The organism is Pseudocitrobacter cyperus, assembly GCF_039889165.1.
Taxonomy (GTDB): domain Bacteria; phylum Pseudomonadota; class Gammaproteobacteria; order Enterobacterales; family Enterobacteriaceae; genus Pseudocitrobacter; species Pseudocitrobacter cyperus.
In genome coordinates, this window is the sequence record NZ_JAYMYY010000002.1 from 19,958 (window position 1) to 39,700 (window position 19,743).

At 53.5% G+C, this 19,743-nt stretch carries 18 protein-coding genes; 3 read left to right on the forward strand and 15 right to left on the reverse strand.

Annotated features, from left to right (window positions below; genetic code table 11):
• Positions 1-31: 31 nt before the first annotated feature.
• The 15 genes from rnhB to rpsB form a co-directional block, all read right to left on the reverse strand.
• A complete protein-coding gene (rnhB, locus tag VSR74_RS08920) occupies positions 32-628 on the reverse strand; it encodes a ribonuclease HII (protein WP_347794402.1) in 597 nt (198 codons plus the stop codon).
• Positions 625-1,770 (reverse strand): lipid-A-disaccharide synthase, encoded by a 1,146-nt coding sequence (gene lpxB / locus VSR74_RS08925; protein ID WP_347794403.1) that lies wholly within the window; start codon positions 1,768-1,770, stop codon positions 625-627. The genes rnhB and lpxB overlap by 4 nt, the downstream gene beginning before the upstream one ends.
• On the reverse strand, positions 1,770-2,558 hold the full coding sequence (lpxA, locus tag VSR74_RS08930; protein WP_347794404.1) for an acyl-ACP--UDP-N-acetylglucosamine O-acyltransferase: 789 nt from the start codon (positions 2,556-2,558) through the stop codon (positions 1,770-1,772). Before lpxA ends, lpxB begins: the two co-directional genes overlap by 1 nt.
• Positions 2,559-2,561: 3 nt before the next feature.
• Positions 2,562-3,017, reverse strand: coding sequence for a 3-hydroxyacyl-ACP dehydratase FabZ (fabZ, locus tag VSR74_RS08935; protein ID WP_004145858.1), 456 nt, complete (start codon positions 3,015-3,017; stop codon positions 2,562-2,564).
• Positions 3,018-3,161: 144 nt separating this feature from the next.
• Complete coding sequence (gene lpxD / locus VSR74_RS08940) at positions 3,162-4,187, reverse strand: UDP-3-O-(3-hydroxymyristoyl)glucosamine N-acyltransferase (RefSeq protein ID WP_347794405.1); 1,026 nt, start codon at positions 4,185-4,187, stop codon at positions 3,162-3,164.
• Between the two features lie 3 nt (positions 4,188-4,190).
• Positions 4,191-4,676: a molecular chaperone Skp gene (skp, locus tag VSR74_RS08945; RefSeq protein ID WP_041686314.1), complete on the reverse strand. Its 486-nt coding sequence runs from the start codon at positions 4,674-4,676 to the stop codon at positions 4,191-4,193.
• Between the two features lie 124 nt (positions 4,677-4,800).
• On the reverse strand, positions 4,801-7,206 hold the full coding sequence (gene bamA, locus VSR74_RS08950) for an outer membrane protein assembly factor BamA (protein WP_347794406.1): 2,406 nt from the start codon (positions 7,204-7,206) through the stop codon (positions 4,801-4,803).
• A gap of 29 nt (positions 7,207-7,235) precedes the next feature.
• Positions 7,236-8,588, reverse strand: a complete 1,353-nt coding sequence (rseP, locus tag VSR74_RS08955) for a sigma E protease regulator RseP (protein ID WP_347794407.1) — start codon at positions 8,586-8,588, stop codon at positions 7,236-7,238.
• A gap of 11 nt (positions 8,589-8,599) precedes the next feature.
• Positions 8,600-9,457 (reverse strand): phosphatidate cytidylyltransferase, encoded by an 858-nt coding sequence (gene cdsA, locus VSR74_RS08960; RefSeq protein ID WP_347794408.1) that lies wholly within the window; start codon positions 9,455-9,457, stop codon positions 8,600-8,602.
• Between the two features lie 12 nt (positions 9,458-9,469).
• Positions 9,470-10,228 (reverse strand): (2E,6E)-farnesyl-diphosphate-specific ditrans,polycis-undecaprenyl-diphosphate synthase, encoded by a 759-nt coding sequence (gene ispU, locus VSR74_RS08965; RefSeq protein WP_347794409.1) that lies wholly within the window; start codon positions 10,226-10,228, stop codon positions 9,470-9,472.
• Positions 10,229-10,417: 189 nt separating this feature from the next.
• The gene (gene ispC, locus VSR74_RS08970) at positions 10,418-11,614 is read right to left on the reverse strand and encodes a 1-deoxy-D-xylulose-5-phosphate reductoisomerase (protein ID WP_347794410.1); all 1,197 of its coding nucleotides are present in this window, start codon (positions 11,612-11,614) and stop codon (positions 10,418-10,420) included.
• Between the two features lie 96 nt (positions 11,615-11,710).
• Positions 11,711-12,268 carry a ribosome recycling factor gene (gene frr / locus VSR74_RS08975; protein ID WP_231825333.1) on the reverse strand — a complete coding sequence of 186 codons (558 nt, stop codon included), beginning with the start codon at positions 12,266-12,268 and terminating at the stop codon, positions 11,711-11,713.
• Between the two features lie 143 nt (positions 12,269-12,411).
• Positions 12,412-13,137: a UMP kinase gene (gene pyrH / locus VSR74_RS08980; RefSeq protein ID WP_015965845.1), complete on the reverse strand. Its 726-nt coding sequence runs from the start codon at positions 13,135-13,137 to the stop codon at positions 12,412-12,414.
• A gap of 146 nt (positions 13,138-13,283) precedes the next feature.
• Complete coding sequence (gene tsf / locus VSR74_RS08985) at positions 13,284-14,135, reverse strand: translation elongation factor Ts (protein ID WP_347794411.1); 852 nt, start codon at positions 14,133-14,135, stop codon at positions 13,284-13,286.
• A gap of 138 nt (positions 14,136-14,273) precedes the next feature.
• Positions 14,274-14,999: a 30S ribosomal protein S2 gene (gene rpsB, locus VSR74_RS08990; protein WP_347794412.1), complete on the reverse strand. Its 726-nt coding sequence runs from the start codon at positions 14,997-14,999 to the stop codon at positions 14,274-14,276.
• Between the two features lie 321 nt (positions 15,000-15,320).
• Between rpsB and map the strand changes: the two genes are divergently transcribed.
• From map to dapD, 3 genes are all read left to right on the forward strand, one after another.
• Positions 15,321-16,115: a type I methionyl aminopeptidase gene (gene map / locus VSR74_RS08995; RefSeq protein WP_108476968.1), complete on the forward strand. Its 795-nt coding sequence runs from the start codon at positions 15,321-15,323 to the stop codon at positions 16,113-16,115.
• Between the two features lie 89 nt (positions 16,116-16,204).
• The gene (gene glnD, locus VSR74_RS09000) at positions 16,205-18,877 is read left to right on the forward strand and encodes a bifunctional uridylyltransferase/uridylyl-removing protein GlnD (RefSeq protein ID WP_347794413.1); all 2,673 of its coding nucleotides are present in this window, start codon (positions 16,205-16,207) and stop codon (positions 18,875-18,877) included.
• A gap of 31 nt (positions 18,878-18,908) precedes the next feature.
• Positions 18,909-19,733, forward strand: a complete 825-nt coding sequence (gene dapD / locus VSR74_RS09005; protein ID WP_347794414.1) for a 2,3,4,5-tetrahydropyridine-2,6-dicarboxylate N-succinyltransferase — start codon at positions 18,909-18,911, stop codon at positions 19,731-19,733.
• The last annotated feature ends 10 nt before the right edge of the window (positions 19,734-19,743 follow it).

Below are 19,743 nucleotides of genomic sequence, written 5' to 3' on the forward strand. Positions count from 1 at the left end.
ATCCCGCGTTGCTTACTGAGGGCGTAGAGATTCAGGATACCAGACCCAGCGCCCGTTTGACCGGGCCGAAACTGCGTCGGTGGTGCTCGGTGGCACCGTATTCTGCCAGCTTTTCCAGATGGAAAGCGGTTGGATAGCCTTTGTGCTGGGCAAAGCCATATTGCGGAAATATACCGTCAAGTGCGGCCATTTCAGCATCACGCGTCACTTTCGCCATGATCGAGGCGGCACTGATTTCCGCCACACGGCTGTCGCCCTTCACCACCGCCATCGAGGGCATCGGTAATGCGGGGCAACGGTTGCCATCAATCAGCACATACTCCGGCACAATGCTCAGACCTGCGACAGCGCGCTGCATCGCCAGCATTGTCGCATGCAGAATATTCAGTTCATCGATTTCATGCGGCTCTGCACGACCCAGGCTCCAGCACAGCGCTTTTTCTTTGATTTCATCAAACAGCGCCAGACGGCGTTTTTCACTCAGTTTTTTGGAGTCATTCAGACCCACAATCGGACGGGCGGGATCGAGGATCACCGCCGCCGTCACCACGGCACCGACCAGCGGGCCGCGGCCAACTTCATCCACACCGGCCACTAAATGGGTGTGTGGATAAACAAATTCAATCATCGTGCTAACTCCAGAACCGCGTCGGCTGCCTGCTCATCGGCGTTACAGCGGATTTGCAGATGTAGCTCGCGGAAAGTGTCGTGCATAGCGTGGCTGGTTTTGCCATTCGCCAGCAGCGGCAGTAACGCATCTGCAAGCGCCTGCGGCTGGCACTCGTCCTGCAGCAGCTCTTTCACCAGCTCGCGCCCGGCAAGCAGGTTAGGCAGCGACACATAATCAGTTTTAACGAGTCGTTCCGCCAGCCAGAAGGTGAACGGTTTCATGCGATAGCCCACCACCATCGGGCATTTCGCCAGCATGCACTCCAGCGCTGCCGTACCTGAGGCCAGCAGTGCCGCATCGCTGGCAACCATCGCTTCACGCCCCATGCCATCCAGCAGGTGAACGTGGAGATCCGGCGCAATCTCGGCCTTAATGCGTTCGAACTGTTCACGACGTTTAGCATTAACCAGCGGCACCACCACTTCCAGATCCGGATAGTGATGACGCAGAATTTGCGCCGTTTTCAGAAAATCAGCGCTGAGCATTTCCACTTCCGCGCCGCGACTGCCCGGCAGCAGAGCCAGACAGTGAGCATCATGGGGAATACCCAGCACATCCCGCGCCGCGTTTTTATCCGGATCCAGCGGCATGGCGTCGGCCATGGTGTGTCCAATAAAGCGGCAGGGAACGTTAAATTTGTCGTAAAACGCTTTTTCGAAAGGCAGAAATGCGAGCACCAGGTCGGTGGCTCTGCCTATTTTGAAAACACGTTTCTGTCGCCAGGCCCAGACGGACGGGCTGACGTAGTGGATGGTTTTAATGCCCTGCTTCTTCAGGTTGCCCTCAAGCGTGATGTTAAAATCCGGGGCATCAATGCCGACGAAAACATCCGGCTGCAGTTCGCTAAAACGCTTAGTGAGATCGGCACGAATGTGCAACAGTCGACGCAAACGGCCAAGGACTTCGACAATCCCCATCACCGCCAGCTCTTCCATCTCATACCAGGCTTCACAACCTTCAGCCTGCATGCGCGGGCCGGCAACGCCGACAAACCGCGCATTGGGCACCCGTGCCTTGAGGGCACGGATCAGGCCAGCACCAAGAATATCGCCGGAAGTTTCTCCGGCGACCAGTGCAATCGTTAATGGACGCTCAGTCATTAACGAATCAGACCGCGGGTAGAACGCGCGAAAAATTCCGTAAACGCTTTCACTTCCGGATACTGCTCTGCCAGTTCAGCGATTTCAGCTTTCGCTTCATCCAGCGTTTTACCGTTACGGTACAACGCTTTGTACGCATTACGGATAGCAGTAATCGCCTCACGGCTAAATCCGCGACGTTTCAGACCTTCGATGTTCACCCCAAACGGCGTGGCATGGTTGCCCTGCGCGATCACGAACGGTGGAACGTCCTGCGCAACGCCGGAACAACCGCCAACCATCACGTGCGCACCAATGATGCAGAACTGATGAACCGCAGTCATACCGCCGATAATCACAAAATCATCCAGCGTAACGTGACCTGCCAACGTGGCGTTGTTGGCAAGGATACAGCGATCGCCAAGCTGGCAATCATGCGCGACGTGCGCGTTGATCATCAGCAGGTTATCGCTGCCCACCTTCGTCAATCCACCACCCTGTACTGTGCCACGATGAATGGTGACGCTTTCGCGAATGCGGTTGCGATCGCCAATCTCCACGCGGGTAGGTTCGCCAGCATATTTCAGATCCTGGTTCACTTCACCAATGGAGGCAAACTGATAAATCTCGTTATCACGGCCAATTTTGGTGTTGCCGTTAACTACAACGTGAGACTTCAGAACGGTACCTTCGCCAATTTCGACGTTGGCCCCCACAATACAAAATGGGCCAATGTGAACGTTAGCACCGATAACGGCGCCGTCTTCAACAATGGCGGTAGGATGGATAAAGGCGGTTTTATCAATCACGGATCAGGCCTCCCGGCTACGCGCACACATCATAGTCGCTTCGCAGACAACTTTGCCGTCAACCAGCGCAACGCCTTTAAAGCGCGTCAGGCCGCGACGGGTTTTCTCGAAGGTGACTTCCATAATCATCTGATCGCCAGGCACAACAGGGCGCTTAAAGCGCGCTTCATCAATACCTGCGAAGTAGTAAAGTTCGCCAGGTTCCAGTTTACCTACGCTTTTGAACGCCAGAATACCGGTAGCCTGCGCCATCGCTTCCAGAATCAGCACGCCAGGTAAAATCGGCTTACCAGGGAAGTGGCCCTGGAAAAACGGCTCATTTACGGAAACATTTTTCACTGCGCGCAGAAAACGACCTTCTTCAAAATCCAGCACGCGATCGACCAGCAAGAACGGGTAACGGTGCGGCAGAAGTTCTAAAATCTCTTCAATGTGCAGAGTATGAGTGTCGGTAGTCAAAATACTCTTCCTGTCAAAATATACTGAATGGCAATAATAACACGGCCTGCCAGATTTGAAGAAATCCGACAGGCCGATAAATGTCACGCCGTCACACCAGAGCAAAACCCGGGGAGTCGGGGACAGTTCAATGTGGGTGACTGTTTAGTCTTGTTGACTGATCTTGCGTTCTATAGCTTTCAGACGCTTGCTCATATCATCAATATTCATCACCAGTGCTGCTGTCTTACGCCACACCTTATTCGGTTGTAGCGGAATACCAGAAGAATAAACGCCAGGTTCAGTAATCGGGCGCATCACCATGCCCATGCCGGTTACTGTAACCTTGTCGCAAATTTCCATATGACCATTAATGACGCTGGCGCCGCCAATCATACAGTAACGGCCAATTTTCAGGCTGCCGGCCATAATAACGCCGCCTGCCACCGCGGTATTGTCGCCAATCACCACGTTGTGTGCAATCTGGCACTGGTTATCAATAATAACACCATTGCCGATTACCGTATCGTCAAGCGCACCGCGGTCAATAGTGGTACAGGCGCCAATCTCCACGCGATCGCCAATAATGACGCGACCTAATTGTGGGATCTTAATCCAGTTGCCACGATCGTTAGCGTAGCCAAAACCATCCGCGCCGATCACGGTGCTGGACTGGATCAGGCAATTTTCACCGATCTCGATGTCGTGGTAAATGCTGACGTTTGCCCACAGACGCGAGCCTGCGCCGATTTTCGTCTTTTTACCGACAAAACAGCCGGCCCCAATCACCACGTTGTCGCCAAGCACAACGTCGGATTCAATCACCGCGTTCGCGCCGATAGAGACGTTATTACCGAGCGTCGCCGTAGGGTCGATGACCGCGCTGGGGGCGATATCCTGCGCCGGTTGCGGCGTGGTATCTAAAATTTGAGCCATGCGGGCATAAGTCAGGTAGGGATTCTTCACTACCAGCGCCGCGCTTTTGGCGAAAGGAAGATCGTCTGCGGTCATGACGACAGCAGAGGCCTGGCAAGCGGCCAGGTGTTCACGGTACTTAGGATTCACCATGAACGTAATATGGCCTGTGGTCGCGGATTGCATGGACGCGACAGCGGTGATGACGATATCGCCATCACCGTGTAATTCCGCATCCAACTGCTGCGCGAGATCAGCCAGTCGAATTGAAGGCATTACTTATTTAACCTGTTTCAGTACATCAGCGGTGATGTCTTTAACATCGCTGCTGTTGAATGCAACGGCGTTAGCGTCAACAACCAGGTCGATGCTCTGGCTGCTTGCAACAGATTTCACAGCAGTCTGGATACGGGTAACCAGTTTGCCACGTTCTTCGTTGGTGCGACGCTGACGATCCTGCTCAAATGCCTGGGCTTTCTGAGCGAAAGTCTGGCGCTGAGAAGTGATGTCTTTTTCCAGCTTGGTGCGGTCTGCACCTGCTTTCATGGATTGCAGACGCTGCATTTTAGACTGCAGGTCGCCTTCCATACGCTGAAGTTCGCTGGCACGGCCTTTGAACTCATTTTCCAGCGTGCTGGAAACACCGGTTTTCTGTGCAACTTGTTGGAACAGGTTGCCCATGTTAACAATTGCGATTTTATCTGCTGCCTGAGCAGACGCAGCCATTGCTAAACCTAAACCTGCAGCTACTAACCACTTTTTCACAATAAAACTCCTTACCATCCCATGCGTACCCGAAGGTACCGTTTTTTGTGTGGCCCGAAGGCCACTTAACGCTATGCCTATACAGCGTCACTACACTGCACTGCATTCCTTTGCTAGTGAGCAATTACCAGGTTTTACCAATGTTAAACTGGAACTGCTCGGCTTTGTCTCCATCGTATTTCTTGAACGGCTGGGCGTAGGAGAAGACCAACGGCCCCAATGGGGACATCCATTGTAATGCGATACCCGCAGACATACGGATGTTGCTTGGATCGCTGTAGTCAGGGATATCGCTCGGCATCCCTTTCGTGCTCCAGTTAGTATCCCATACGGTACCCGCATCCCAGAAGACGGATGTACGGATAGAGTTCGCGTATTTATCACTCACGAACGGGGTCGGAACAATCAGCTCCATACTTGCAACGGCCATGGCGTTACCGCCGACTGCATCATCAGAAGAACATACGCCAGTTTTCGTGGTTTCGCAGTTATCCGTACCCGGCCCGTAGTAAACCGCTTTAGGGCCGATGTTGTTCGACTGGAAGCCACGCACGGTGCTGGAACCACCGGCATAGAAGTTTTCATAGAACGGCAGTTCTTTGCCACCCAGACCATCACCATAACCCCAACGTGTACGACCCAGCACAACCCACTTGTGGTCGTCATCAATCGGGAAGTAGGACGCGGTATCCAGGGTGATTTTATAGAACTCGTTATCAGAGCCCGGAATTGTCACCTTACCGTTCAGGTTAACGCGCGAACCGTCCGTCGGGAAGTAGCCGCGGTCCAGTTTGTTATACGTCCAACCGTAGTTGAAGGTGAAGTCATCCGCCGAGAAGTTATTATCATCGGACGTGGTGCTGGCATTCTGACCAATTGACTCCAGGTAACGGTTCATCGCCACCTGCGGCTGCATGTTGGACAGGTCATTGTGGACGTACCCCAGACCCGCGCGCAGCGTGTTGTATTCGTTGATCGGGAAGCCCAGCGTTCCATCTACACCATAACTTTTATTGGTGTAGGAGGAGAGATCCGCATCATCTGCTTTAAAGTCATTGTAGAAGATACGCCCGCCGAGGCTCACACCATCGACCGTAAAGTACGGGTTGGTCACAGAAAACTCAGAATAGGTCTGGTAGTCGTTCTTGGTGCCGTTGATACCAACGGAGTAGCCCGTACCCAACCAGTTATCCTGCTGTACGCCAACCTGGAAGCTGACGCCGCTCTCTGTACCGTAACCGACACCAAAGTTGAAGCTACCGGTGTTGCGCTCTTTCACCTTGTAAACCACATCCACCTGATCCGGGCTGCCCGGTACACGTTGGGTGTCGGTATCCACGGTTTCGAAGTAACCCAGACGGTTGAGACGCTCTTTACCCTGGTCAACTAAATCGCTGCCCAGCCATGCCCCTTCCATCTGACGCATTTCGCGACGCAGAACGGAATCTTTCGAGGTGTCGTTACCTTCAAAGCGGATTTTGCGCACGTAGAAACGGTTACCCGCATCGACGTTTACATGCAACTTAACGGTTTTATCCGCATCGTTGATTTCCGGCTGAGACTGAACGCGCGGATAGGCGTAACCATAGCGACCCAGAAGCTTTTTAATATCGTCTTCCATTTTGGTCACTTTGGTGCCGTTATACAGCTCGCCCGGCTCAATTTTGGTCAGCGCTTCGATTTCAGCAGAGTGACCTGCCAGATTCCCGCTCACCTGAACGCTCTCCAGCTTGTACTGGTCGCCTTCGGTGATGTTAACGGTGATGTAGATGCCTTTTTTATCCGGCGTCAAACTCACCTGCGTGGAATCGATGTTGAAACGTGCGTAACCGCGATCCAGATAGTAGCTGCGCAGGGTTTCAAGGTCACCCGCCAGTTTCTGTTTCTGATATTTACGATCGCCCACTACGTTCCACCACGGCACTTCATCACGTAACTGGAAGTTAGAGATGAGATCTTCGGTGCTGAACGCGTGATTACCCACGATGTTAATCTGTTGGATCTGCGCGGAGACGCCTTCCTGGAAGACCAGTTTCAGGTCAACACGGTTACGCGGCAGCGGAGTGACAACGGCTTTGACGCTTGCGCTGTACTTACCGACGCTGTAGTAGAAGTCCTCCAGCCCTTTTTCGATATCCGAGAGGGTGGTGCGGTCAAGAGATTCACCCACGCGAACGCCAGATGCTTCAAGGTTCTGCTTGAGCATGTCATCTTTCACCGACTTGTTGCCGGAGAAGGTGATGCTGGCAATCGTTGGACGCTCTTTAACCTGAACCAGTAACGTATCGCCGTCTCTCAGGACGCGAACGTCCTCAAAGTTGCCAGTGGCAAACAGTGCGCGAATGGTATTACTGATATCGTCATCAGTTATGGTATCACCAGGACGTACTGGCATACTGAGGAGGGCCGCACCAACAGCGACTCGCTGCAAGCCTTCGAAATGAATGTCCTTCACCACGAACCCGTCAGCACCGTATACGGTCGCGCTGCTAAACAGCAGCGACGCTATAAGCAACTTTTTCATCGCCATCGTTATTATGCGTTCTTCCTAACTAACTCTCATAACCGAGAGAAATCATTGAAAAGTGCAAGCCCCATTAACAGCACCAGCAGTATTGAGCCAATGCGATAACTAAAGTCTTGAACTCGCTCGGATACCGGACCGCCCTTCAGCTTTTCAATCGCCAAAAACAGCAGATGGCCCCCGTCTAACACGGGGAGCGGGAACAGGTTGATGATACCCAGATTCACACTGATGAGCGCAAGAAACATCAGATAGTAAATCAACCCGTACTCCGCTGACATCCCAGCCCCCTGAGCGATCGAAATCGGCCCACTGAGGTTGTTCAGTTTGACGTCACCGGTAATCAATTTTCCCAGCATGCTTACCGTCAGCTTCATCAACTGCCACGTTTTATCCGTGGCCTGTGCGATGGCGCTGAACGGCCCATACTGGCGCACTGTCTTGTATTCGTCAGGCAGCGGGATCACTTTTGGAACCACACCCGCAAACCCTTCCGCTTTTCCGTTACCGTGTTTTGTATCCGGTATCAGCGTCAAAGACAAGGGACTCCCCTGCCTTTCGATATCTAACCGCAGTCCTTTACCGGGGTTATCACGCACCAGCGTGACAAACATCATCCAGTTTTCCAGCGGCTGACCATCGACTTTAACGATCCTGTCGCCTGCTTGCAAACCGGCTTTGCTGGCAGCAGAGTCGGCCTGAATCTCGGCGAGAACAGGTTCAATCTGCGCACCGCGCGGGCGAATACCGAGTGAAGCGATAGGATCTTCTTTATCCGGTTCGAACGCCCAGTGCTGCAAATTCAGGATTTTATCCTGACGCTGTTCACTGCCGAAAGGGGCAACAGTAAGGGTCGCGCGCTCGTCGCCAATTTTCGCGACCATCGCCAAACGCACTGCATCCCAATCAGGCGTTTCGATACCATCTACGGCTTTTAGTTCCGTACCTGGTGCAATTTGTGCTTCCGCCGCAATCGAATTGGGGGTTATTTCACCAACAACAGGACGAACGCCAGGGACGCCGATGATAAACACCAGCCAGTAGGCGAAGATAGCAAAAAGGAAATTAGCGACAGGGCCGGCAGCAATAACGGCAGCACGTTGTCCCACCGTTTTATTGTTGAATGCATAGTGGCGCATCTCCGGTGCAACCGGCTCGACGCGCTCATCCAGCATTTTGACGTAGCCGCCCAGGGGAATGAGGGCGATAACAAATTCAGTGCCGTGTTTATCGACACGTCGCCAGAGCGATTTGCCAAAACCAATGGAAAAACGCTCTACGCGAACGCCACAGCGGCGAGCAACCCAGAAGTGACCAAATTCATGGACGGTGATCAATACACCCAGGGCAACAATAAATGCCGCCAGATTCCAGAGTATGCTCAGCATAGACCCATCCGTTAAATCGTCCTGAAAACTAACAACAGCAAGCACGCAAACACTGGTACCGCCGCCGTCAGGCTGTCAATTCGGTCCAGAATACCGCCGTGACCGGGGATCAAATGTCCACTGTCCTTGATACCGGCTTCACGCTTAAACATGCTCTCAGTCAAGTCACCCAGCACAGAGGCCAGCGCGGCGACAATGGAGCATATTAATAGCGTTGAGGGGGCTACGTCCAGATTTGCCCACATTCCATAGCCCCAGGAAATGATCGCTGCTGTAAACAGCCCGCCGATGAATCCCTGCCAGGTTTTCCCCGGCGAGACCTTCGGCGCCAGCTTATGCTTGCCAAACAGTTTGCCAAACATATACGCGCCGGAATCCGCGCCCCAGACGAGGATCATGACATACAGCAGCCACAGCGCGCCGCTATAGTGGTTATCGTCATAGTGCCAGGCGCGCAGCGCCACCATGCCCCAGAAGAACGGCACAATAGTCAGCAGGCCAAACAGCAGACGCAGCGTTTTTGAATGACGCCATGACGACGCTGAACCTGGATAGGTCAGCACCAGTAATAGCGCCACAACCCACCAGGCCAGTGAGGCCCATAGCGAAATCTCAACAACCGGTTGATGGAGGTTATGATGATACTCAGGAAGCAAGAAGAGCATCACCGCCAACAACAGGCCGCAAAGTACCGCCAGCCATACCCGCTGCGTACGCGAGCTAAATCCGCTCAGTTGTCCCCATTCCCACGCCGCCAGCATACAGACGACCAGCGTAACAATGGCGAACCCCACTGGCGGCAGCAAAAACAGCGCCGCAATAACAACGGGTATTAAAATTAATGCAGAAATCAGGCGATACTTCAGCAAAAGCTACCCCCATCAGGCCTTTTCGCCACCAGGCTCGGTGCCGCCGAAACGACGTTCGCGATTTGCAAAAGCATGCAGCGCACCCTCAAAGTCTTGTTCATCGAAATCGGGCCAAAGAACATCGGTAAAGTAAAGTTCAGCATAGGCAATTTGCCAGATAAGAAAATTACTGATGCGATGTTCTCCCCCTGTCCTAATTACCAAATCTACGGGAGCCAGTTCATGCATGCAGATTTGCTGACTTAGCATCTCTTCACTGATGCGATCGGGACGGAGTAACCCTTCCTGAACCTGTTCAGCCAGTCGCTGAACTCCCTGAATAATATCCCATCGACCACCATAATTGGCGGCGATGTTTAACGTCAGCCCGGTATTATTTTCAGTCAACGCTTCCGCTTTACGGATACGCTCCTGCAGGCGGACGTTGAACCGGCTAGTATCACCGATGATACGCAACCGAACATTGTGGCGGTGCAGGCTTTTTACTTCGCTATCCAGCGCCCACACGAAAAGCTCCATCAATGCGCTAACTTCTTGCTCGGGGCGATTCCAGTTTTCACTGCTGAACGCATACAGGGTTAATGCTTCAATGCCGTTATTCGCCGCATACGATACGGCGCGGCGAACAGACTTCGCCCCGGCTTTATGTCCAAAGGCGCGAATCTTCCCTTGTCTCTTCGCCCAGCGACCATTGCCGTCCATGATGATTGCCACATGGCGACACCCGTGGGCAGGCACATTTTCGCTGATTGGTTGATTAGCAGACAACATAACGCGTTTTTAGTCCATGAAAAGGAATGAGCGGTACCCCGGAATACTGATATTTCTCTCGCAAAAAAGCCGTGTTGAAGCACGGCTTTCACGATTCCCCCTGATAACAGAGGCGCAATCGGTGGCGCAGACTATATCACTGAAGCCAGACGCTAACAAATACCATGACAGTTCCCAGGCTGATAATCCTCAGCTTGCGAAACGCGTCACTTGTTTTCGCGCCACATCACGCGCAAGGGCATCAATCTTCAGCACCTCATCGACGGACTGCGGCTCCGCAAGCGACATCGCTTCCAGCACGGCCAGATTAGCCGCCGCAATATCGGTAAAGCGAATCTGCGAATCCAGGAATGCGGCGACGGTGATTTCGTTCGCGGCATTGAGTGCGGTCGTTGCCGCCTGCCCCTGGTCGAACGCATCCATCGCCAGTTTCAGGCAAGGATAGCGGCCGTAATCCGGTTCGCTAAATGTCAGTGCGCCCAGCTTACAAAAATCAAGCGGCTTCACGCCAGACTCTGCGCGCCCCGGCCAGGCCATCGCGTTGGCGATAGGCGTGCGCATATCGGGCTCACCCAGTTGCGCGATCACGCTGCCATCTTTATAGCGCACCATAGAGTGGATAACCGACTGCGGGTGAATCACCACTTCCATTTGCGCGGCGGAGGCGTTGAACAGCCAGCGGGCTTCAATGTATTCCAGACCTTTATTCATCATGGTGGCAGAGTCGACGGAAATTTTACGCCCCATCGACCAGTTCGGATGACGACAAGCCTGATCCGGCGTCATTGCGCGCAGATCGCTGATTGGCGTCTCACGGAACGGGCCACCAGACCCGGTAAGCAGAATGGACGTGACGCCATGCTGCCCGAGATCAGCGTAACCCAGGTCTTGCTGAAAAGTTTGCGGCAAACTCTGAAAGATGGCGTTATGTTCGCTATCCACGGGCAAAAGCTGCGCCCCACTCGACTTAACGGCTTCCAGGAACAGGCGTCCGCAAGTCACCAGCGACTCTTTATTAGCCAGTAAAACCGTTTTTCCGGCATGAATCGCGGCAAGGGTCGGAACTAAACCCGCGGCGCCGACAATCGCCGCCATCACCTGATCAACCTCATCCAGTGCCGCGACCTCGCAGGCAGCCTGCTTTCCGCAGAGCACTTCCGTCGCGCTGCCATGTTCACGCAGCGCAATTTTTACAGCCTCGGCGCTCCGGGCGTCATCCATCACCGCGAAACGCGGGGAAAACTCCAGGCACTGTTCGACCATCCGGTTAACGTTTTTCCCGGCCACCAGTGCAACAACGGCAAAGCGGTCGACGTTATGGCGCACCACGTCCAGCGTGCTACAGCCAATAGAGCCCGTTGAGCCCAGTACGGTTATTTGCTTCATGTGAGGTCCAGCTTGCTATTTGAGGCGCTAAAAAGCAAAACGCCGTCAGCAAAGCATTACGCTTCCTGTACGGCGTTTGCTGGAAACAAATGCAGATTAGAACTGCATCAGTTCCGCTTCTTTATCTGCCAGCGCCGCATCAATTTTCTTGATGGCGGCATCGGTCAGTTTCTGCACGTCGTCCTGAGAACGACGATCGTCATCTTCGCTGATTTCTTTATCTTTCAGCAGCGCTTTAACTTTGTCGTTAGCGTCACGACGAACGTTACGCACAGAGACACGACCCTGTTCTGCTTCGCCACGCACGACTTTGATCAGATCTTTACGACGCTCTTCGGTCAGTGCAGGCAGCGGAACACGGATATCGGTACCCGCGGAGCTCGGATTCAGACCGAGGTCTGATGCCATGATCGCTTTTTCAACGGCCGGGCCCATTGAACGGTCGAACACGTTGATTTTCAGCGTGCGGGTATCTTCTACCGTTACGCTTGCCAGTTGACGCAGTGGGGTCGGGGTGCCGTAATATTCAACGACAATGCCATCCAGCAGACTGGGAGAAGCACGACCCGTGCGTATTTTGCTGATTTGGGTTTTGAACGCTTCAACGCATTTTTCCATGCGCACTTCAGCATCTTTTCTGATATCGCTAATCACGTTACGAATCCTTGAAAACTAGTCTCAGACAGACCAGACGGTAGCACTGATGCGCTAAGTATAGTCTCGTTTAAAATATGCCACCGGGTAAGTGACCGGCATAATTAAAGCGGAATCTTACCCGTATTTGGCGCTCACGGAAATTATTCCGTGATTAAAGTGCCTTCTTTTTCACCCATGACCACGCGACGCAGTGCGCCAGGCTTGTTCATGTTAAAGACGCGAATCGGCAATTTGTGGTCACGAGCCAGCGTAAACGCCGCCAGATCCATGACTTTCAGCTCTTTATCCAGTACTTCGCTATAGGTCAACTGCTCGTACATGGTGGCGGTTGGATCTTTCGCCGGGTCAGCGGTAAACACGCCGTCCACTTTGGTCGCTTTCAGAACAACATCGGCTTCAATTTCAATACCACGCAGGCAGGCTGCGGAGTCTGTGGTGAAGAATGGATTGCCGGTACCTGCGGAGAGGATCACCACGCGGTTGTTGCGCAGCAGGCTGATAGCCTCTGCCCAGCTATAGTTGTCGCACACGCCGTTCAGCGGAATGGCGGACATCAGGCGGGCGTTCACATAGGCGCGATGCAGTGCGTCACGCATTGCCAGGCCGTTCATTACTGTCGCCAGCATGCCCATGTGGTCGCCCACAACGCGGTTCATACCCGCTTTCGCCAGACCTGCACCGCGGAACAAGTTACCGCCGCCAATCACTACGCCAACCTGAATGCCCAGTTCAACAAGTTCTTTAATCTCTTGTGCCATACGGTCAAGGATGCTTGCGTCAATACCGAAACCTTCAGTCCCCTGCAATGCTTCGCCGCTCAGTTTAAGCAGAATGCGTTTGTAGACGGGTTTTGCGTTGGTAGCCATTTTCTTTCCTGCGAGTGTCACGAATGGGATGATTTAAATCAGGTGACATCATGCGCTTCCTGCCGGTTCGCCCCTATAAGAGCTGGCTGATTTTCACATGACGGGTACAAAAAGGAGCCGCCCTGAGGCGGCTCCGGACAGTGCAATTAAGACTGTTTGGACATTGCAGCAACTTCTGCTGCGAAGTCAGCTTCGACTTTCTCGATGCCTTCGCCCACTTCAAAGCGGATGAAGCCAGTCACGTCAGCGTTGTGCTCTTTCAGCAGTTGGCCCACGTTTTTGCTTGGATCCATAACGAACGGCTGACCAGTCAGAGAAACTTCGCCGGTGAATTTCTTCATGCGGCCTTCAACCATTTTCTCTGCGATTTCTTTCGGCTTACCGGACTGCATCGCGATGTCCAGTTGAACCTGGTACTCTTTTTCTACTACTTCAGCAGATACGTCTTCTGGTTTAACGAACTCTGGCTTGCTTGCAGCAACGTGCATTGCCAGGTGTTTAACCAGTTCTTCATCAGCGCCTTTAGCCGCAACCAGAACACCGATGCGCGCACCGTGCTCATAGCTACCCAGAACGTCGCCTTCCAGGATTGCAACGCGACGGATGTTGATGTTTTCACCGATTTTAGCAACCAGTGCAACACGCTCTTCTTCGAACTGAGCTTTCAGAACTTCAACGTCAGTTACTTTACCAGCAACAGCCGCGTCCAGAACTTTGTTTGCGAACGCCTGGAAACCACCATCTTTAGCAACGAAGTCAGTCTGGCAGTTAACTTCCAGAATCACGCCGAAGTTGCCTTCGATTTTGGTTTTGATCACGCCGTCAGCAGCAACGTTGCCTGCTTTCTTAGCCGCTTTGATCGCACCAGATTTACGCATGTTTTCGATTGCCAGCTCGATGTCGCCATTAGCTTCAGTCAGTGCTTTTTTGCAATCCATCATGCCTGCGCCGGTACGTTCACGCAGCTCTTTTACCAGGGATGCGGTAATTTCAGCCATTCTAAAATCCTCGGAAGAGTGATCCGCCCGGCCTGATAACCGAACGGATTTAAAAAAGTGAAAAAGGGGCCATAAAGGGCCCCTTAACCAAACTTGATACTACCTGGTCTATAAGGGGGCTCTAACGAGCGTTCCTTATTATTCAGCTTCTACGAAGCTTTCTTCAGCCTGGGAAGCCAGGTCAGAAGAACGGCCTTCACGAACGGTAGCCGCTACAGCGCTCAGGTACAGGGTTACAGCACGGATTGCATCGTCGTTACCCGGGATAACGAAATCAACGCCGTCTGGATCGGAGTTGGTATCAACGATAGAGAACACTGGGATACCCAGGTTGTTCGCTTCTTTGATAGCGATGTGCTCGTGGTCAGCATCGATTACAAACAGTGCGTCCGGCAGGCCGCCCATGTCTTTGATACCGCCCAGGCTGTTTTCCAGTTTCTCAAGCTCACGAGTACGCATCAGCGCTTCTTTCTTGGTCAGCTTTTCGAAAGTACCGTCCTGAGACTGAGTTTCCAGGTCTTTCAGACGTTTGATGGACTGACGAACGGTTTTCCAGTTAGTCAGCATGCCGCCCAGCCAGCGATGGTTCACGAAGAACTGATCGCAGCTATTAGCAGCTTCTTTCACCGCTTCGCTTGCAGCGCGTTTAGTACCAACGAAAAGGATTTTACCTTTACGAGCAGAGATCTTGTTCAGTTCAGCCAGAGCTTCGTTGAACATCGGTACAGTTTTCTCAAGGTTGATGATGTGAACTTTGTTACGCGCGCCGAAGATGAAAGGCTTCATTTTCGGGTTCCAGTAACGGGTCTGGTGACCGAAGTGAACACCAGCCTTGAGCATGTCGCGCATGGAAACAGTTGCCATGATTTAAAACCTCTATAGATTAAGTTGGGGTTATGCCTCCACGTATCCCATATTACCGACCCCGAAGGGCACCCCGGAACATGTGTCGATACGTGTGTGTTGTTACACAAAGTGAGATTGTCGCTTCAGTCCATTCTGTGTATATCAAATGGAACGGAAGTCCGGCGCGCTTTATACCACAAATACGCCGCCGACACCAATAATTGTTGGCACTCGATGCTGTAACTGATTCTCAATCTGGTAGTGGATGCTTCAGACTGTTAACATTGACAGCACTTACACAATTATTGTCGATAAATTCGACCCTGATGGACAAACTCCATGGCTATTTCTATTAAAACACCTGAAGAAATTGAAAAGATGCGCGTCGCGGGTCGTCTGGCAGCCGAAGTGCTGGAGATGATCGAGCAGCACATCAAACCGGGCGTGAGCACCGGCGAGCTGGATCGCATCTGTGACGACTGGATCGTCAACCACCAGCACGCGATCTCCGCCTGCCTTGGCTACCACGGTTACCCAAAATCGGTGTGCATCTCGATTAACGAAGTGGTCTGCCACGGGATCCCTGACGATGCTAAACATCTGAAAGATGGCGATATCGTCAACATCGATGTCACCGTGATTAAAGACGAGTTCCACGGCGATACCTCAAAAATGTTTATCGTCGGTAAACCGACCATTCTGGGCGAGCGTCTGTGCCGCGTCACTCAGGAAAGCCTGTATCTCGGCATCAAAATGGTGAAACCGGGCATTCGCCTGCGCACCATCGGCGCCGCCATTCAGAAATACGCGGAAGCGGAAGGTTTCTCTGTAGTACGTGAATATTGCGGTCACGGTATCGGTCGCGGCTTCCACGAAGAACCGCAGGTACTGCACTATGATGCGGACGACGGCGGCGTGGTGTTGAAAGAGGGGATGACGTTCACCATCGAACCGATGCTGAACGCCGGTGACTACCGCATCCGCACCATGAAAGATGGCTGGACGGTAAAAACTAAAGACCGCAGCTTGTCTGCTCAGTACGAGCATACTATTGTGGTAACGGCGAACGGCTGCGAAATTCTGACGCTGCGTAAGGATGACACCATCCCGGCGGTCATCTCGCACGACGAATAATTGATTTGCCTGATGGCGATGCGGATGCATCTTAGGCCGGATAACGCGTGCGCCGCCATCCGGCTTTTTATATGGGTGGCGCATAATCAATGAAAACTCTTCCTGAACAACACGCAAACACCGCTCTTCCCACCCTTCCTGACCAGCCGCAAAATCCGGGCGCCTGGCCTGCTGACGCACTGACCATTACAACAATCAAAGCCCATCTCGACGATTTCCAGCGCTGGCTGGGCGCGGCCTTTGATAATGGAATTTCCGCCGAACAGCTCATTGAAGCCCGCACCGAGTTCATCGACCAGCTTCTGCAACGCCTGTGGCTTCAGTACGGTTTTGGCGATGTTGAAGATGCGGCGCTGGTTGCCGTAGGCGGCTACGGTCGCGGCGAACTGCACCCGCTTTCGGACATCGACCTGCTGATTTTAAGCCGGAAAAAACTGCCCGATGAGCAGGCACAGAAAATCGGCGAACTGTTAACGCTCCTTTGGGATCTCAAACTGGAAGTGGGTCACAGCGTGCGAACGCTGGAAGAGTGCTTGCTGGAAGGTCTTTCAGACCTGACCGTTGCCACCAACCTGATTGAATCACGTCTGCTGATTGGCGACGTCGCCCTGTTCCTCGAACTGCAAAAACATATTTTCAGCGAGGGTTTCTGGCCGTCGGAGAAATTCTTCCCTGCCAAGGTAGAAGAGCAGAACGCGCGCCACCAGCGCTATCACGGCACCAGCTATAACCTGGAGCCAGATATCAAAAGTAGCCCTGGCGGCCTGCGCGACATCCAGACTTTACAGTGGGTTGCGCGTCGTCATTTTGGCGCGACATCGCTGGATGAAATGGTCGGTTTCGGCTTTCTGACCGAAGCCGAGCGTAACGAACTCAACGAATGTCTGCATCTGCTGTGGCGTATTCGCTTTGCCCTGCACCTGGAAATCAGCCGCTACGATAACCGCCTGCTGTTCGACCGCCAGCTAAGTGTTGCCCAGCGTCTGAACTACGGCGGCGAAGGCAACCAGCCGGTTGAGCACATGATGAAGGATTTCTATCGCGTTACCCGCCGGGTAGGCGAACTCAATCACATGTTGCTGCAACTGTTCGACGAAGCCATCCTCGCTCTGACGGAAGATGAAAAGCCGCGTCCGATTGATGATGACTTCCAGCTACGCGGTTCGCTTATCGATCTGCGTGACGACACGCTGTTTATGCGGGAGCCGCAGGCGATCCTGCGCATGTTCTCGCTGATGGTGCGCAACAGCAACATCACCGGGATCTACTCCACCACCCTGCGCCATCTGCGCCATGCGCGCCGCCATCTGGCGCAGCCGTTGTGTTACATCCCGGAGGCGCGTTCAATTTTTCTCAGCATGCTACGCCACCCTGGCGCGGTGAAACGCGGCCTGCTGCCGATGCATCGCCACAGTGTGCTATGGGCCTATATGCCGCAGTGGTCGCATATTGTCGGCCAGATGCAGTTTGACCTGTTCCATGCCTACACGGTGGATGAACACACTATTCGCGTACTGCTTAAGCTGGAAAGCTTTGCGGAAGAAGAGACACGCCCGCGTCACCCGCTGTGCGTCGACCTCTGGCCACGCCTCACCCATCCGGAACTGATCCTGATGGCCGCGCTGTTTCACGACATCGCCAAAGGGCGCGGCGGCGATCACTCGATTCTCGGTGCGGAAGACGTACTCAAGTTTGCCGAACTACATGGCCTTAACTCCCGCGAAACGCAACTGGTCGCCTGGCTGGTGCGCCATCATCTATTGATGTCCGTCACCGCTCAGCGTCGCGACATCCAGGATCCAGAGGTCATTAAGCAGTTTGCCGAAATCGTGCAAACAGAAAACCGCCTGCGGTATCTGGTATGCCTGACGGTGGCCGACATTTGCGCCACCAACGAAACCCTGTGGAATAGCTGGAAGCAGAGCCTGTTGCGGGAACTCTACTTCGCCACTGAAAAACAGCTACGTCGGGGCATGGAAAATACACCGGATATGCGCGAACGGGTGCGTCACCATCAGATGCAGGCGCTCGCCCTGCTGCGCATGGACAATATAGATGAAGAAGCGCTACATCAAATCTGGAGCCGCTGCCGTGCGAACTACTTTGTGCGCCACAGCCCAAACCAGCTCGCCTGGCACGCCCGGCACCTGTTAAGGCATAATCTGACAGAACCGATGATCCTGTTAAGCCCACAAGCCACGCGCGGCGGAACAGAAATTTTCATCTGGAGCCCGGATCGCCCTTACCTCTTCGCAGCAGTCTGCGCGGAGCTGGACAGACGTAACCTCAGCGTTCACGACGCGCAGATTTTCACCACTCGCGACGGCATGGCGATGGACACCTTTATCGTACTGGAACCTGACGGCAGCCCGCTCTCTTCCGATCGCCATGAGGCTATCCGTCTTGGGCTGGAACAGACGATTACCCAGCGTAGCTGGCAGGCACCGCCACCTCGTCGTCAGCCGGCAAAACTGCGCCACTTCTCTGTCGACACGGAGGTCAATTTTCTGCCGACCCATACAGACCGAAAATCGTTCCTTGAACTGATTGCGCTCGATCAGCCAGGCCTGTTAGCGCGCGTCGGCAAAGTCTTTGCCGACCTCGGGATCTCCCTCCACGGGGCCAGAATTACGACAATTGGTGAACGAGTAGAAGATTTATTTATAATCGCCACCGCCGACCGGCGTGCGCTTAATAATGCGCTGCAATTAGAGGTACAACAACGGTTGACAGCAGCCCTCAATCCAAACGATAAAGGGTAATCATTTTTTTACACAGATGGAAAGAGTAACAATGCAGCAATTACAGAACGTTATTGAGTCCGCTTTCGAGCGTCGCGCCGACATTACCCCAGCCAATGTCGACACCGTAACCCGCGAAGCGGTAAACCAGGTTATCGCTTTACTGGATTCCGGCGCACTGCGTGTCGCGGAAAAAATCGACGGACAGTGGGTCACTCACCAGTGGCTGAAGAAAGCGGTTCTGCTCTCTTTCCGTATTAACGATAACCAGGTTATCGATGGTGCGGAAAGCCGCTACTTCGATAAAGTGCCGATGAAATTCGCCGACTACGACGAAGCGCGCTTCCAGAAAGAAGGCTTCCGCGTGGTGCCACCTGCTGCCGTTCGTCAGGGCGCATATATCGCACGCAACACCGTGCTGATGCCGTCCTACGTCAACATCGGCGCATACGTTGATGAAGGTTCCATGGTTGACACCTGGGCGACCGTTGGCTCCTGCGCGCAAATCGGTAAAAACGTCCACCTGTCCGGCGGCGTTGGCATCGGCGGCGTACTGGAACCGCTGCAGGCGAACCCGACCATCATCGAAGACAACTGCTTCATTGGCGCGCGCTCTGAAGTGGTTGAAGGCGTGATCGTTGAAGAAGGCTCTGTTATCTCCATGGGCGTATACCTGGGCCAGAGCACCAAAATCTACGACCGTGAAACCGGCGAAGTCTTCTATGGCCGCGTTCCGGCGGGCTCCGTTGTCGTTTCCGGCAACCTGCCGTCGAAAGATGGCAAATACAGCCTGTACTGCGCAGTGATCGTCAAGAAAGTGGACGCCAAAACCCGCGGTAAAGTGGGCATCAACGAACTGCTGCGGACTATCGACTAATCGCGCAACA

Bases quoted from the DNA above. Each gene is read 5' to 3' on its own strand.
- ispC (WP_347794410.1), bottom strand. From the start codon at position 11,614: ATGAAGCAAATAACCGTACTGGGCTCAACGGGCTCTATTGGCTGTAGC.
- pyrH (WP_015965845.1), bottom strand. From the start codon at position 13,137: ATGGCTACCAACGCAAAACCCGTCTACAAACGCATTCTGCTTAAACTG.
- ispU (WP_347794409.1), bottom strand. From the start codon at position 10,228: ATGTTGTCTGCTAATCAACCAATCAGCGAAAATGTGCCTGCCCACGGG.
- dapD (WP_347794414.1), top strand. From the start codon at position 18,909: ATGCAGCAATTACAGAACGTTATTGAGTCCGCTTTCGAGCGTCGCGCC.
- lpxD (WP_347794405.1), bottom strand. From the start codon at position 4,187: ATGCCTTCAATTCGACTGGCTGATCTCGCGCAGCAGTTGGATGCGGAA.
- tsf (WP_347794411.1), bottom strand. From the start codon at position 14,135: ATGGCTGAAATTACCGCATCCCTGGTAAAAGAGCTGCGTGAACGTACC.
- map (WP_108476968.1), top strand. From the start codon at position 15,321: ATGGCTATTTCTATTAAAACACCTGAAGAAATTGAAAAGATGCGCGTC.
- rnhB (WP_347794402.1), bottom strand. From the start codon at position 628: ATGATTGAATTTGTTTATCCACACACCCATTTAGTGGCCGGTGTGGAT.
- rseP (WP_347794407.1), bottom strand. From the start codon at position 8,588: ATGCTGAGCATACTCTGGAATCTGGCGGCATTTATTGTTGCCCTGGGT.
- rpsB (WP_347794412.1), bottom strand. From the start codon at position 14,999: ATGGCAACTGTTTCCATGCGCGACATGCTCAAGGCTGGTGTTCACTTC.
- glnD (WP_347794413.1), top strand. From the start codon at position 16,205: ATGAAAACTCTTCCTGAACAACACGCAAACACCGCTCTTCCCACCCTT.
- lpxB (WP_347794403.1), bottom strand. From the start codon at position 1,770: ATGACTGAGCGTCCATTAACGATTGCACTGGTCGCCGGAGAAACTTCC.
- bamA (WP_347794406.1), bottom strand. From the start codon at position 7,206: ATGGCGATGAAAAAGTTGCTTATAGCGTCGCTGCTGTTTAGCAGCGCG.